The organism is Micromonospora sp. NPDC049662 (genome assembly GCF_040675055.1).
Classification (GTDB): domain Bacteria; phylum Actinomycetota; class Actinomycetes; order Mycobacteriales; family Micromonosporaceae; genus Micromonospora.
Map to the genome: position 1 here is coordinate 61,895 of NZ_JBFAOC010000027.1, position 12,126 is coordinate 74,020.

At 73.0% G+C, this 12,126-nt stretch carries 15 protein-coding genes; 5 read left to right on the plus strand and 10 right to left on the minus strand.

Annotated elements, in window-relative coordinates:
* The first annotated feature begins 36 nt into the window (after window positions 1-36).
* On the plus strand, window positions 37-897 hold the full coding sequence (locus AB0J36_RS20670; protein ID WP_363661002.1) for a DUF1775 domain-containing protein: 861 nt from the start codon (window positions 37-39) through the stop codon (window positions 895-897).
* 96 nt (window positions 898-993) lie between these two features.
* On the opposite strand, the gene AB0J36_RS20675 is transcribed toward AB0J36_RS20670, so the two are convergent.
* Window positions 994-1,962 carry an ADP-ribosylglycohydrolase family protein gene (locus tag AB0J36_RS20675; protein WP_357173473.1) on the minus strand — a complete coding sequence of 323 codons (969 nt, stop codon included), beginning with the start codon at window positions 1,960-1,962 and terminating at the stop codon, window positions 994-996.
* 73 nt (window positions 1,963-2,035) lie between these two features.
* Here AB0J36_RS20675 and AB0J36_RS20680 point away from each other — a divergent pair, with 73 nt between their 5' ends.
* Window positions 2,036-2,725 carry a response regulator transcription factor gene (locus AB0J36_RS20680; RefSeq protein WP_074318485.1) on the plus strand — a complete coding sequence of 230 codons (690 nt, stop codon included), beginning with the start codon at window positions 2,036-2,038 and terminating at the stop codon, window positions 2,723-2,725.
* 29 nt (window positions 2,726-2,754) lie between these two features.
* Window positions 2,755-4,158, plus strand: a complete 1,404-nt coding sequence (locus AB0J36_RS20685; RefSeq protein ID WP_357119646.1) for a HAMP domain-containing sensor histidine kinase — start codon at window positions 2,755-2,757, stop codon at window positions 4,156-4,158.
* A 321-nt stretch (window positions 4,159-4,479) separates the two neighbouring features.
* Here AB0J36_RS20685 and AB0J36_RS20690 read toward each other — a convergent pair whose 3' ends face one another.
* Together AB0J36_RS20690 and AB0J36_RS20695 are read right to left on the minus strand one after the other, a co-directional pair.
* Window positions 4,480-5,502, minus strand: coding sequence for an adenosine deaminase (locus AB0J36_RS20690; RefSeq protein ID WP_357119649.1), 1,023 nt, complete (start codon window positions 5,500-5,502; stop codon window positions 4,480-4,482).
* A complete protein-coding gene (locus AB0J36_RS20695; RefSeq protein WP_357173471.1) occupies window positions 5,499-6,293 on the minus strand; it encodes a trans-aconitate 2-methyltransferase in 795 nt (264 codons plus the stop codon). The genes AB0J36_RS20690 and AB0J36_RS20695 overlap by 4 nt, the downstream gene beginning before the upstream one ends.
* Before the next feature lie 82 nt (window positions 6,294-6,375).
* Between AB0J36_RS20695 and AB0J36_RS20700 the strand changes: the two genes are divergently transcribed.
* Window positions 6,376-7,359: an aldo/keto reductase gene (locus tag AB0J36_RS20700; protein ID WP_357173468.1), complete on the plus strand. Its 984-nt coding sequence runs from the start codon at window positions 6,376-6,378 to the stop codon at window positions 7,357-7,359.
* Between the two features lie 94 nt (window positions 7,360-7,453).
* Window positions 7,454-7,648, plus strand: coding sequence for a hypothetical protein (locus tag AB0J36_RS20705; protein ID WP_357173465.1), 195 nt, complete (start codon window positions 7,454-7,456; stop codon window positions 7,646-7,648).
* A gap of 118 nt (window positions 7,649-7,766) precedes the next feature.
* Here AB0J36_RS20705 and AB0J36_RS20710 read toward each other — a convergent pair whose 3' ends face one another.
* The 7 genes from AB0J36_RS20710 to AB0J36_RS20740 all read right to left on the minus strand — a co-directional run bounded on the left by AB0J36_RS20710 (window position 7,767) and on the right by AB0J36_RS20740 (window position 12,124).
* Window positions 7,767-7,970, minus strand: a complete 204-nt coding sequence (locus AB0J36_RS20710) for a cold-shock protein (RefSeq protein ID WP_011905669.1) — start codon at window positions 7,968-7,970, stop codon at window positions 7,767-7,769.
* Window positions 7,971-8,258: 288 nt separating this feature from the next.
* The gene (locus tag AB0J36_RS20715; RefSeq protein WP_007458126.1) at window positions 8,259-8,531 is read right to left on the minus strand and encodes a DUF4235 domain-containing protein; all 273 of its coding nucleotides are present in this window, start codon (window positions 8,529-8,531) and stop codon (window positions 8,259-8,261) included.
* Window positions 8,528-8,890: a DUF3618 domain-containing protein gene (locus AB0J36_RS20720; protein ID WP_357119663.1), complete on the minus strand. Its 363-nt coding sequence runs from the start codon at window positions 8,888-8,890 to the stop codon at window positions 8,528-8,530. Before AB0J36_RS20720 ends, AB0J36_RS20715 begins: the two co-directional genes overlap by 4 nt.
* Complete coding sequence (locus tag AB0J36_RS20725) at window positions 8,887-9,321, minus strand: phage holin family protein (protein ID WP_357119666.1); 435 nt, start codon at window positions 9,319-9,321, stop codon at window positions 8,887-8,889. Before AB0J36_RS20725 ends, AB0J36_RS20720 begins: the two co-directional genes overlap by 4 nt.
* A 286-nt stretch (window positions 9,322-9,607) precedes the next feature.
* Window positions 9,608-10,795 carry a mechanosensitive ion channel family protein gene (locus AB0J36_RS20730; RefSeq protein ID WP_357119669.1) on the minus strand — a complete coding sequence of 396 codons (1,188 nt, stop codon included), beginning with the start codon at window positions 10,793-10,795 and terminating at the stop codon, window positions 9,608-9,610.
* Window positions 10,796-10,877: 82 nt separating this feature from the next.
* Complete coding sequence (locus AB0J36_RS20735; RefSeq protein ID WP_357173462.1) at window positions 10,878-11,699, minus strand: DUF1206 domain-containing protein; 822 nt, start codon at window positions 11,697-11,699, stop codon at window positions 10,878-10,880.
* Window positions 11,700-11,758: 59 nt separating this feature from the next.
* Complete coding sequence (locus tag AB0J36_RS20740) at window positions 11,759-12,124, minus strand: hypothetical protein (RefSeq protein WP_357119675.1); 366 nt, start codon at window positions 12,122-12,124, stop codon at window positions 11,759-11,761.
* Window positions 12,125-12,126: the final 2 nt, after the last annotated feature.

A 12,126-nucleotide genomic window follows, 5' to 3' on the forward strand; every position in this document is an offset into this window, starting at 1 on the left:
CGGTGCCGGTCGCGCCGAGAGGGATGGGGGCACGAGATGGCGAGCACGCACGGCGGTGGCCGTCCGCGGCGGATCGTGGCGGTGACCGCGCTGACCGCGGTCGGGCTGCTGCTCTGGCCCGCTGCGGCGGCGCAGGCCGCGGACGTGACGACCACCCCGACGGAGGCGCGGCAGGGCGACGCCGTACGGCTGGAGTTCAGCGTGCCCGAGGAGCGCGCCGGCACGACGACCAAGCAGGTCGAGATCCGGTTGCCGGCCGGCGCGCCGGTGGCCGAGGTCTACCCGATGTCGGTCGACGGCTGGGCGCCCAGGATCGACTCCAAGACCCTGGACAAGCCGGTCGCGGGCATCCACTCCTCCGGGGTGAGCACCGTGACCACGGCGGTGACGTGGGTCCGCGTCGGCCAGGGTGCGACCGGCCCGGCCAAACTGGCCCTGTCCATGGGCCCGTTGCCGCAGGCCGAGCGGCTCACGTTCGAGGTCGTCCAGACGTACGCCGACGGCACGGTCGTCCGGTGGGCGGATGCCGGCGGCGACCACCGCGCGCCGGTGCTGACGCTGCTGCCGGCGGTCCCGGGCGCCGCCGGACCGGCCGCGCACGGCGGCCACGGCGCGCCGGCGGCCGGCGGACCCGCCGCCGGGGACAGCGGTGTGAATCCCGCACCGGTCGGCCGGGAGGGCGACGAGGATTCCGGCAACGCCGACGGAATGCTGGCCGCCGGACTGCTGGCCGGGCTGGGCGGCGGCGCGGCGATCGGCTGGGTGATCAGTCGTTGGCGGCGGCGCGACCCGGTCCAGGCCGCCGCGCTCGCCGAGGCGACCGGCAGCGCCGACGAGCCACCTTCCCTCGCCGAGATCACCGGCCGCGCGGACGAGCCGGTGTCCGCCTCCCGTTGATCCACCCGGGTTCCTGCAAACCGCGCCATCCGAGCCGCGCGGACAGCCCAATGTCCGGGAGCCCGAGTCGATCAAGCCTGGGGCGGACCAGGGCCGTCAGGGCAGCCAGGCGGGTAGCGGCTCGCGGGCGGCCAGCCACGCGTCGGGGACGCCGCCCGGGGTGCCGACCCCGGTGTACGCGGCCACCACCGCCCCCGCGATGGCGGCCGTGGTGTCCACGTCGCCGCCGGCGCGTACGCAGGTCCGGATCGCCGTCGGGTAGTCGTCGAGGTGTGTCGCGGCAACCCAGAGCGTGAACGCGACGGTGTCCTGGGCGGTCACCCGGGCGCCGTTGCCGAGCGCGGCCACCACGCGGGACAGCGGGCGGCCGAGCAGCCCGACAGCGGTGTGTACGCCACGGTGCACCTCGGTGCCCGCGTCGACCACGGCGGCGACCCCGGCGAGGAGCCGGGCCGGGGCCGGTCGGTGGCCGTCGAGGCGGGCCTGGGCGGCGAGCGCGGCGGCCACCGCCACGGCGACCGCGCCGGCGATCCCCTCGGGGTGCGCGTGGGTCACCTCGGCCGAGGCGCGGGCCTGCGCGGCCGCGCGGGCCGTGGAGTCGGCGAAGTACGCGCCCAGCGGACCCACCCGCATGGCTGCCCCGTTGCCGCAGGAGCCCTGCCCGTCGAAGGCGGACGCGGCGGCCACCGGCCACGGGGTACCGCTGCGGATCAGCCGTAGGGTCAGCATCGCGCCCGCGCCGTAGCCGCGTCGCGCGTCGCAGCGCTCGGCGAACGCCAGCGCCAGCCGGTCCCGGTCGATGGCGCCCGCCGCGGCCAGTTCGGCGACGACCGAGCAGGCCATCTCGGTGTCGTCGGTCCAGGACCACGGTGCCGGTGGCAGGCTGCCCGCGCCGGGATCGGCCACGCCCGGCGGGCCGGCCCACGCGCCGGGCACGTCGTCGCCGGGAATGACGGCCGTGGCCGGCGGGGCGTACCGCTCGCCGAGCGCGTCACCGGTGGAGAGGCCGGCGAGACTGTCTCGGGCGAGCGCCAGCCGAGCGTCGGCGAACAGGGTGAAGGACATCGTCGTACCAGCTTGCCCGCTTCCCGGGTACGTCGCAACGCGATCAACTTGCCAGGCCAAGTACCGTCTTGTCGTGGCCTCCGTGCTCCTGGTCGAAGACGATCACGTCGTACGCGGCGCGATGCTGCGGTCCCTCGCTGACCGGGGGCACGCCGTGCACGCCGTGGGCACCGCCCTGGACGCGCTGCGCCGGGTCGCCGCGGAGACGCCCGACCTGGTGGTGTTGGACCTGGGCCTGCCCGACCTGGACGGCTCGGACGCGCTGCGGATGCTGCGCGGCATCACCGACATCCCGATCATCATCGCCACCGCCCGCGACGACGAGCAGTCGGTGGTCAAGCTGCTGCGCGCCGGGGCCGACGACTACATGGTCAAGCCGTTCACCGGCGCGCACCTGGACGCCCGCATCACCACGGTCCTGCGGCGCGCCGGACGGGCCAGCCGGACGGTGCAGCCGGCGGTGCACACCGTCGGCGGGCTGCGGGTGGACGTCGGTGAGCGCAGCGCCCATCTCGACGGGGAGCCGCTGGCGCTGACCCGTAAGGAATTCGACCTGCTGGCGTATCTCGCCGCACGACCCGGGCGGGTAGTGTCCCGCCGGGAACTCTTGGAGGAGGTATGGCGGCAGCCATCGGTCGGCGAGGATCAGACCATCGACGTACACCTGTACTGGCTTCGCCGAAAGATGGGCGAGTCCGCGGCGAAGCCGCGCTACCTGCGCACCGTGCGGGGGGTCGGGTTCCGGCTGGTGGCACCGGACTGAGGACCGCGCTGGCCCTGCTCACGGCCGGCATGTGCAGCCTCGTCGCGCTCGCGTTCCTGATCCCGCTCGGGTTGAGCCTGCGGGGGCAGACACGGGACGAGGCGATCGCCGAGGCGGCCCGACGCAGCGCGCTGGTCACCGGCGCGTTGGCGGTGAGCACGGACCGCGCGGTGGTCGAACGGGCCGTCGTGGCCAGCGGCGACGATGCCGCCGTCCGGCCGGTGGTGTACGGGTTGGGGCTGGACGAGTCCGCGGGCCGCGCCGGTGGCGCCGACCTGGACCGGGCCCGCGCCGACCGCCGCTCGCTGGTCACCGACGTCGACGGCGGGGTGGTCCGGCTCGACCCGGTGGTCCTGGGTGACCGGACGGCCGTGGTCGAGGTGTTCGTGCCGGACTCGACGCTGGGCGAGGGCGCCGGTGGCACCTGGTTGCTCCTGTTCGCGGTGGGCGCGGCGATGGTCGGCGCGGCGGTGCTGGTGGTCGACCGGGTGGCCGCCCGGGCGGTGGACGCCACCCAGGGTCTGGTCAAGGCCGCCCTGTCGATCGGTGACGGCGACCTGGGCGTACGCGTGGAGCCGACCGGCCCGCGCGAGCTGGCGGAGGCCGGGTACGCCTTCAACCGGATGGCCGACCGGCTGGACGCGGCCCGCACCGACGAGCGAGAGCTGGTGGCCGACCTGTCGCACCGGCTGCGGACGCCGTTGACCGTGCTCCGGCTCGACGCGGAGGCGCTGGAGTCCGACGACACCAGCGTGGGCTCGTTCAGCCCGGCGGAGCTGGACCGGCTGCGGGGTATCCGGCGCATCCGGCAGGCGATCGTCACGCTCGAGGGCGAGATCGACGTGCTGATCAAGACCACCCGCAAGGCGGTGGCGCACGAGGCCGGCCCGGCCGAGTGCGACGTCAGCGAGGTGGTCCGGGACCGGATGGTGTTCTGGGCGGCGCTGGCCGGTGACCAGAACCGGCCGCAGCGGGTGACCGGCGCCCAACTGCGCATCCCCGCGCCCGTGCCGCGGGCCGAGCTGGCCGCCGCGTTGGACGCGGTGATCGGCAACGTCTTCCGTTACACGCCGCAGGGTACGGCGTTCGAGGTGGCCGTGTCCCGCCGCGACGGGTACGTGGCGATCCGGATCGACGACGCCGGCCCGGGTATCGCCAACCCGGACCGGGCGCTGCGGCGGGGCACCAGCGACCAGGGCTCGACGGGGCTCGGCCTGGACATCGCCAAGCGGGTGGCGTTGCAGGCGAACGGCTCGGTCAGCATCGACCGGGCCCGGTTGGGCGGCGCCAGCGTGGTGATGCTGCTCGCCGACCCCGAGGCGACGCCCCGGCAGGTCAGCAGGTTCGGCCTGGTGGGCCGGATGGCCCGCGACGCCCGGGATCAGAAGAGCAGCGGTCGTCGCTGGCCCCGCCAGCGCCCCACCGACGACTGAGCGTCCACCGGCGGGTGAGGACCGCCCGACCGGCGACCGAGCACTGTCGACCGACGGCCGAGGTCCGCCCGGCCGATCGGTTGATGGGCACGCTCCGATCGGCCGGGCGGGCCGGGGCTGTGCGGCGGCACAAGTCTTCCTTAGATCGAGGTTAACGAGCGCGGTCAGCCGCTTGCGGGCTGACAGGATCAGTGCACGAACCCACCAGTTCCACCGGCCAGCGCACCGCGCACCCACCGGCCGGTGGAGCCGTGCGCGCGGCGGGAGTCTCAGGTCCCCCCACACCCACGCTCCCGCCGCGCGCCCCGCTCACCCCGTACCTCAGCGGGCGTCGGCCACGTACGCGTCGATCTCCTCGATGATCCGCTGCTTGCCGGCCGGGTCGAGGAAGGACGCGGTCACCGCGTTGCGGGCCAGCGCGGCCAGCTCCCCCGGGCCCGCACCGAGCAGTCGGGCCGCCACCGCGTACTCGTCGTTGAGGGTGGTGCCGAACATCGGCGGGTCGTCGGAGTTGATGGTGACCAGCAGCCCGGCCTCGACCAGCCGGGGCAGCGGGTGCTCGTCGAGGGTGGCCACGGCCCGGGTCCGCACGTTCGAGGTCGGGCAGATCTCCATCCCGATCTGCCGTTCGGCGAGGTAGGTGAGCAGTTCCGGATCCTGTGCGGCGGAGATGCCGTGCCCGATCCGCTCCGCGCCCAGCTCGTGCAGGGCGTCCCAGATGGTCTGCGGGCCGGTGGTCTCGCCGGCGTGCGGCACCGAGCGCAGGCCGGCGGCGCGGGCCTGGTCGAAGTAGGGCCGGAACTGCGGCCGGGGTACGCCGATCTCCGGGCCGCCCAGACCGAAGCTGATCAGCGAGTCCGGCCGCTCGTCGAGGGCGATCCGCAGCGTCTCCTCGGCGGCCGGCAGGCCGGCCTCGCCGGGGATGTCGAAGCACCAGCGCAGGTCGAGGCCGAAGTCGGCGGCGGCGCGCTTGCGGGCGTCCTCGATCGCCTCGCAGAACGCGGGCGCGGGAATGCCCCGCCGCACGTGCGAGTACGGGGTGATGGTCAGCTCGGCGTACCGGACCTGCTGGCGGGCCAGCTCCCGGGCCACCTCGTGGGTGAGGAGCCAGACGTCCTCCGGGTCCCGGATGAGGTCGACGACGCTCAGGTAGACCTCGATGAAGTGCGCGAAGTCGCGGAACTCGAAGTAGCTGGCAAGCGCGTCCGGGTCGGCCGGGACGGGGGTGTTGCCCTCGTGGCGGGCGGCCAGCTCGGCGACGATCCGGGGCGAGGCGGAGCCGACGTGGTGCACGTGCAGCTCCACCTTGGGCAGACCGGCGATGAAGGTGGTCAGATCGGTCACGGATTCTCCTGTGCGCGGGCGCCGGTACGGGCGACGACGAAGACACGGCGGAACGGGAAGGACACCTGACCGTGCCGCACCGGGTAGGCGGCGCTGAGGCGTACCCCCAGCTCGGCCCGGAAGGCCGACCAGCCGGCGGCGTCCAGCGCGGCCCGGACGGGTCGCAGCGCGGTGCCCTCCATCCAGGCCAGTACCGGGTGGTCGGCGGCGGGATCGGCCGGCAGCAGGTGCACGTAGGTAGTCTCCCAGGCGTCCACCGCGCAGCCGGCGGTGGTCAGCAGGTCCGCGTAGTCGGCCGGGTCGTCGACGGGGTCGGCCCGCTGGAGCGGGGCCAGCTCGGCCCGCCAGGCCGGGAGACCGGCGACCTCGCGCAGTGCCCGGTGCGACGGGGCGTCGAAGTTGCCGGGGACCTGCATGGCGAGCCAGGCGCCGGCGGGCAGTTCGAAGGCCCAGCGGCGCAGCAACTCCTGGTGGCCGGGCACCCACTGCAGGGCCGCGGTCGTGACCACCACGTCCTCGTCACCGGTTGGCCGCCAGTCGCGCAGGTCGGCGACGGCGAACTCGACCGGGGTCGGCAGCGCCCGCGCGCGGTCGATCATCTCGGGCGCGGAGTCGAGGCCGACGACCCGCGCGTCCGGCCAGCGTTCGGCCAGGATGGCGGTGAGGTGGCCGGGACCGCAGCCGAGGTCGACCACCGTTCGGGGCCGGGCGGCGGGGATCCGGCTGAGCAGGTCGTGAAAGGGGCGGGAGCGCTCGTCGGAGTAGCGCAGGTACGTCGTCGGATCCCACATCGCAGCCTCCAAACCGTACGTCCGTCTTGTTGACGGTACGACTCGCGTGGCAGCCCGGCAACCCGATCACTAGGCTCGGGGCATGGAACAGCGCAGCTTCAACCGGCTCGGCCGGACCGTCGGGGTCGTCGGCCTGGGCGCCTGGCAACTCGGCGCCGACTGGGGGACCGTCAGCGAGACCGACGCCATGGCCGTGCTCAGCGCCGCCGCGGACGCCGGAGTCACCTTCCTGGACACCGCCGACGTGTACGGCGACGGCCGCAGCGAGCAGCTGATCGGCCGCTTCCTGCGCTCCCGACCGGACGCCGGGCTGACCGTCGCCACCAAGATGGGGCGGCGCGTCGAGCAGCGGCCCGAGGCGTACACCATGGCCAACTTCCGGCAGTGGACCGACCGGTCCCGGGCCAACCTCGGGATGGACACCCTGGACCTGGTCCAACTGCACTGCCCGCCGACCGCCGTCTTCGCCGACGACGCGGTCTTCGACGCCCTGGACACCCTCGTCGCGGAGAAGGCCATCGCGGGGTACGGCGTCAGCGTGGAGACCTGCGACCAGGCGCTGACCGCCATCGCCCGGCCCGGCGTGGCCAGCGTGCAGATCATCCTCAACGCCGTCCGGCACAAGCCGCTGGAGCAGGTGCTGCCGGCGGCCGCCGAGGCCGGCGTCGGGATCATCGCCCGGGTGCCGCTGGCCAGTGGCCTGCTCTCCGGCCGGTACGACGAGCACACCGAGTTCCCCGCCGACGACCACCGCAACTACAACCGGCACGGTGCGGCGTTCGACGTGGGCGAGACGTTCTCCGGCGTGGACTACACGCAGGGGCTCGCCGCCGTACGCCGGCTCGCGCCGCTTGTCGACGCCGACCGCACCATGGCGCAGTTCGCGCTGCGGTGGGTGCTGGACCAGGCCGGCGTCACCGTCGTCATCCCGGGCGCGCGCGACGCCGAACAGGCGCGACGCAACGCCGCCGCGGCGGACCTGCCGCCACTCACGACCGCCCAGCTGGCCGGCGTACGCGAGGTCTACGACGAGCTGATCCGCCCGCAGGTGCACGACCGGTGGTGAGCCGCCGACCCCGGGTGCTCGCGTCGCGCCTCCGAGACGACGATGCTGGACGCCCGGGGCGGCGTGCCGCCCGAGGCGGCGAGGAGGGTGCGCGATGAGGGGTTGGCTGACACTCACCCTCGGCCTGCTGGCCGTGGTGATCGGTGCGGTGTGGACGGTGCAGGGCCTCGGCTACGTCAGCGGCAGCCCGATGACCGACGAGTCGCTCTGGGTGGTGGTGGGCCCGATCGTGGCCGCCGCCGGGCTGGCGGCGCTCTGGTGGGGACTGCGCTCGCGACGCCGACTGTGAGCCAGCCTGGTCGCCGGCGCGAGCGGGTGAGCGGTGGACGTGGAAAGCCCCGCATCCCAGGACGGGATACGGGGCTTCACTTCAACGAGCCCTGACCGGCGGGGGCCGGCCAGATGTGTCAGAGGGGACGGACCTGCTCGGCCTGCGGGCCCTTCTGACCCTGGGCGATCTCGAACTCCACCCGCTGGTTCTCCTCCAGCGTGCGGTAGCCGCTGGTCTGGATGGCCGAGAAGTGGACGAACACGTCAGCACCCCCGCCGTCGACGGTGATGAAGCCGAAGCCCTTGTCAGCGTTGAACCACTTCACGGTTCCCTGCGCCATGTGTATCTCCTTCTAAAACTGGCGGCCGTGCACGCCGTGCGGCCGATTGGCCGTTTTCGAGCAGCGGCGTCTGAGGCGGCCCCCACGAAGGAGACTTCTCTCAACCCACGCCATCTCGCAACAGCGTGGAACAGCAAATCACGTACGCAAAAAGTCTGCACGACCTGTCCGACGAATTTCTCCGACATGTGACCTGACGGATGACTCAGGTCGCTGGGCGGCGTTGCGAGTCGTGCGAAAGGCCCCCTTCCCGTCGATGGGGAAGAGGGCCTGACGTCTATGCGTCGGTCAGTCCGGCCAGTGGCCGGTCATCCGGCGGACGCCGACCGCCCCGCCCCGGTCCACGGCGGCACGGACCACCGCGAAGATGGCCCCCTGCAACGCCGCGGCGGCCAGGATCTCGCCCCAACCACGGTCCTCGTCGGTGGCGTTCGGCGCCTCGCCGTCGCCCGCCGTGACCTTCCAGACCTGCCGGAAGATCGCGCCGGCCACCGTACCCGCGGCGATACCCAACAACACGCCGACCGGCCGGTACGCGACCTTGCCGATGCTCCTGCTCACCTACGCCTCCCCCGCACGATCATCAGCACCACCACGGTGGCCACCGCGCTGGCGGCGAGCGCCGCCCACGGCACCGGGTTGCGTCGAACCAGCTCGCCCTTTTCACGGACCAGGCCGCCCTTGTCGTACGCCTGGGCGCGGGCCATCCCGGCACCGCGCGCGGCCTGCCCGCGGACCCGGGCCACGGTCTGCGCCGCCTGCTCGCGCATCCGCTCCTTCGCCTGTTCGGCGGACTCCTTCAGGCGGGCCTTGACGTCCGCCTTGGCGGCCAACGCCTCCATCGTCTCGCCCAGCTCCACCCGGGTACGGCGGATCTCCTCGCGTAGGGCCTCGGTGTCGCCCGTTCCGTTGCCCGTCATGCCCGTCCCCTGTCCTTCACGGCGGCGGCCACGGTGTCCACGTCGGCACGGAGGCTGCGGACCGTCGCCGCCGGCACCGGTGGGACCGCACGACTGACCTGCTTCTTGCCCACCAGCGCGAGGATGCCGGCCACCAGGAAGAGGGCCACCGCCACGATCAGCGCGGCGGCCCAGGCGGGCAGCACCAGATCCAGCAGCAGGATGGCGGTGGCGACGAGCGCGCCCAGGCCGTAGAACGCCAGCGCCCCGCCGCCGCCGAACAGGCCGATCCCGATGCCGGCGTGCTTGCCCTTCTGGGTCAACTCCGCCCGGGCCAGCGCCAGTTCGTCCCGTACCAGACGGGATACCTGTTCGGTGGCCCGCTGCACCAGCTCGGCGGTGGAGGGCTCGCTCCCATTGCGGGATGTGCGGGCATTCGCCACGTCAGCCATGCTGTCCTCCTTTCCTCATCACCGCGCTGTATGCCCGGAGTCGTCGCCTGTCAATCCTAAAACTCGACGTGCGGCGACCTGTCGCCGTTGTCGGGATGCCGCGCCGACAAGCTGGCGTGGGTCACCCCGATCACGGCAGAGACGTCCGGCAGCACATCCCCCGCGCAACCCCAACCAAACCTCCCCAGACCCCACCCCACCCATTCGCGGCGATCATGAAGTTATTGCCAGGACACGCCGAAGCAAGAGGCAATAACTTTCATGAACAACGGGGTGAGTACGGGGGTCAGGGGCGGGTTTCCTCTGGGCCTACGAAGGCTTCGCTGCGGGCGTCGCCGTCGTCGCTGCCGCCGAAGACGCGGGCGTCGTCGGGGGCCTCGGTGTCGGAGAGGCGTCGGGTCGGCCGCCTGGGCTGCACCCACTGCCAGGACAGGTTGCTGGTGGCGTCGCCCAGTTCGGTGCGGACGCGGGGCATGGCGGTGGGCCGGTTGTCCCGGATCCAGGCCACCAGGTGCTCGCGGACGAGGGCGCGCAGGTCCCACAGACTGCCCGCGTCGGCGGCGCTGACCAGCGCGCGCAGCCGCACCATCCCGCCGGTGGCGTCGGTGACCTGGAGGACGCAGACCCGACCGTCCCACAACTCGGTGCCCTCGACGAGCCGGCGCAGCTCCTCGCGCATGGTCTGCACCGGCACGGCCCAGTCGACGTCGAACTCGGCGGTGCCGAGCACCGCCGCCTCGGTGCGGGTCCAGTTCTGGAACGGCTTGCTGGTGAAGTACGAGGTGGGCAGGATCAGCCGCCGGTCGTCCCAGATCTGGACCACCACGTAGCTGAGGGTCAGCTCCTCGATCCGACCCCACTCCCCCTCGACAACCACCACGTCGTCGAGGCGGACCGCGTCGCTGAAGGCGAGTTGCAGCCCGGCGAAGACGTTGCCGAGCAGGCTCTGGGCGGCCAGGGCGGCCACCACGCCGACGACACCGGCGGAGGTCAGCACGCCGGCGCCGATGCCGCGCACGCTCGGGAACGTCATCAGCATCACGCCGACGGTCAGGATGACGATCACCGCGACGGTCAGCCGGCGCAGCATCACCACCTGGGTACGCACCCGCCGGGCGTGCCGGTTGTTGGGCACGTCGACCCGGAAGCGGGCGAGCGCGGTGTCCTCGACGACGATCAACAGCGCCGCCACCAGCCAGGCGGCGCTGGCGATCACACAGAGCACCAGCAGGTGCAGCAGGAGCCGCCGCCAGCTCTCGCCGACGGCGTACCCGGTGGTGAAGCGGGCGGCGAACTGCACCGCGAGGACGGTGGCGGCGACCTGGAACGGACGGTGCGCGTGGTCGGTCAACTCGGTCAACAACAGGGACCGGCGGCCGAACCGCCGGGTGATCCGGTGGACGACCTCGACCAGGAAGAGGGCGACCGCCGCCGCGGCGAGCGCGGCGACGGTCGTTTCGAGATAGCTCTGCACGAGTGGGGCGCTTCCCTTCGACCGAGCGGCGGAACTTCGGGCAAAAGCCCAATAGTGCCCGACGTCCTCGGTATCGACCAGTTCAGACCTTGCGGTACCGGGACTGGAGGAAGCAGTAGACGCCGAAGGCGGCGATGCCGAGGGCGACCAGGGCCAGCAGGAACGAGCCGTACGACTGCTCGCGCAGCGTGTGCAGGGCGGCGTCCAGACCCCGGGCCTTCTCCGGGTCGTACTTCACCGCGGCGACGATGACCAGCAGGCCGGCGATGCCGTACGCGACACCCTTGGCGACGTAGCCCGCGATGCCGAGGCGACGGGCCAACTGGCGAGTCTTCGGGCTCATCTCGCCGGTCTTGAGGTGCTTCTCGAACGTCTTGCGGATGCCGTAGATGACCAGGCCGATGCCGATCGCCGCGACCACCAGACCGGCCAGGCCGACCAGCCAGCGGCCACCGGTGGAGGTCATCAGCTTGCCGCTCAGCGCCTCCTGGTTGTCGGCGCTGTTCGACCCGGCCTCGGAGAACACCTTGAAGGCGGTCCAGGCGAAGTAGAGGTAGACGATGGTCCGGCCGGCCGAGGCCAGCCGCTCCATGACCCGCTCCTTGCCCCGCTCGGCGCGGTGCCCGCCCGCCGCCTCGAGGCCCTGCCAGATCGCCATGGCGAGCAGGCCGACCGCGACGGCGATGACGAGGAACTTGCCGAGCGGCTGTTCCGAGAGGGTACGCAGCGCGCCGGACTGGTCGCCGTCGTCGGACGACGTGCCGAACGCGATCTGCAACGCCAACCAGGCGAAGAGCAGGTGGACGATGCCGTAGCCGATGAAGCCGGCCCGGGCGAGAAGTTCCAGCCACCGGCTGTCCGCCGTCCGGGAGGCGGTGGCTTCGGCGCTACGGGTGAGTGACATGGCGTCACAATCTCCGATTCCGACGATTCCCAAACGTCGGCCACCGCCGCCCGCGCGGGTCAGTTACCCGGGTTGCGGGAAACGCGGATCTTGACCTGCTGGTCGGTGACGCTGTCGACGGTGACCGCGAACCCGCCGGCCTCGGTGGCCTGCTGGCCGGTGGTGAGGGTGAGCTGCTCGCCGGCGACCTCGACGGTCACCTGGTCGCCCTCGGCGCCGACCAGCTTCGCCTCGACGCCGAGGATGGTGGCGCTCGCCTCGACGCCCCGCTCGAAGGTGACCGTGCAGGCGTCCAGCCCGCAGTCGGTGGAGGCGCCCTGGGAGCTGCAGCCGGCGAGCAGGGCGAGGCCGAGCGCCACGGCGGCAACCAGGCCGGCGGCACGGCGGACGGGGGGCAGGCCGATGGTGGTGGGTCGGTTCGTCACCC